Source organism: Pontibacter vulgaris, assembly GCF_022758145.1.
Taxonomy (GTDB): domain Bacteria; phylum Bacteroidota; class Bacteroidia; order Cytophagales; family Hymenobacteraceae; genus Pontibacter; species Pontibacter vulgaris.
Map to the genome: position 1 here is coordinate 1 of NZ_JAJVDH010000034.1, position 567 is coordinate 567.

1 protein-coding gene is annotated in these 567 nt (G+C 48.3%); it reads right to left on the reverse strand.

Annotated features, from left to right (window positions below; genetic code table 11):
- The coding region (locus LWP20_RS18195; protein ID WP_242929601.1) for a glycoside hydrolase family 10-like protein at window positions 1–567 on the reverse strand (567 nt) is incomplete at both ends.

The window sequence follows — 567 nt, forward strand, 5'->3', positions numbered from 1 at the left end:
GGTTGAGCTGCGCAGGCTGCTGGTATTGTAAATGGCCTGACCATAAATGTTGCTGTGTTCCGCTTTCCTGTTAATGCGTACCTGGTTCGGAACCTGAGACGGATTAGCCCAGTTAGAGCCCATTGCCGGATCATTCACTTTGTAACCTCCTACGCCTACATAGATATGTCTGCCGTAAGCATTATTATTCCACCAGGGTATAAGCACACTATAGTTTGCGCCAGGTTGGCCAATATACCAGTATACTTGTGGCGCGAGATAATCTATCCAGCCTTCCTGCAGCCATTTGCGTGAATCAGCATACAGTGTGGTATAGTGTTGCAGGCCGCTGGTAGCAGATCCGATTGAAGGATCGGTGCTGTTGCGGTAAATGCCTGACGGTGAGATGCCAAATTTAACCCACGGTTTAGCCGATTTTATACTTTCGCTCACCTGCTTGATAAGCAAATTCACATTGTCTCTTCTCCAGTCTCCGCGATCAGCAAATCCTCTCGGGTCGGCTAAGTAACTGGCGTCGTCGTTGAAAGTGGCATTTGGGTAAAAATAGTCGTCGAAGTGAATGCCGTC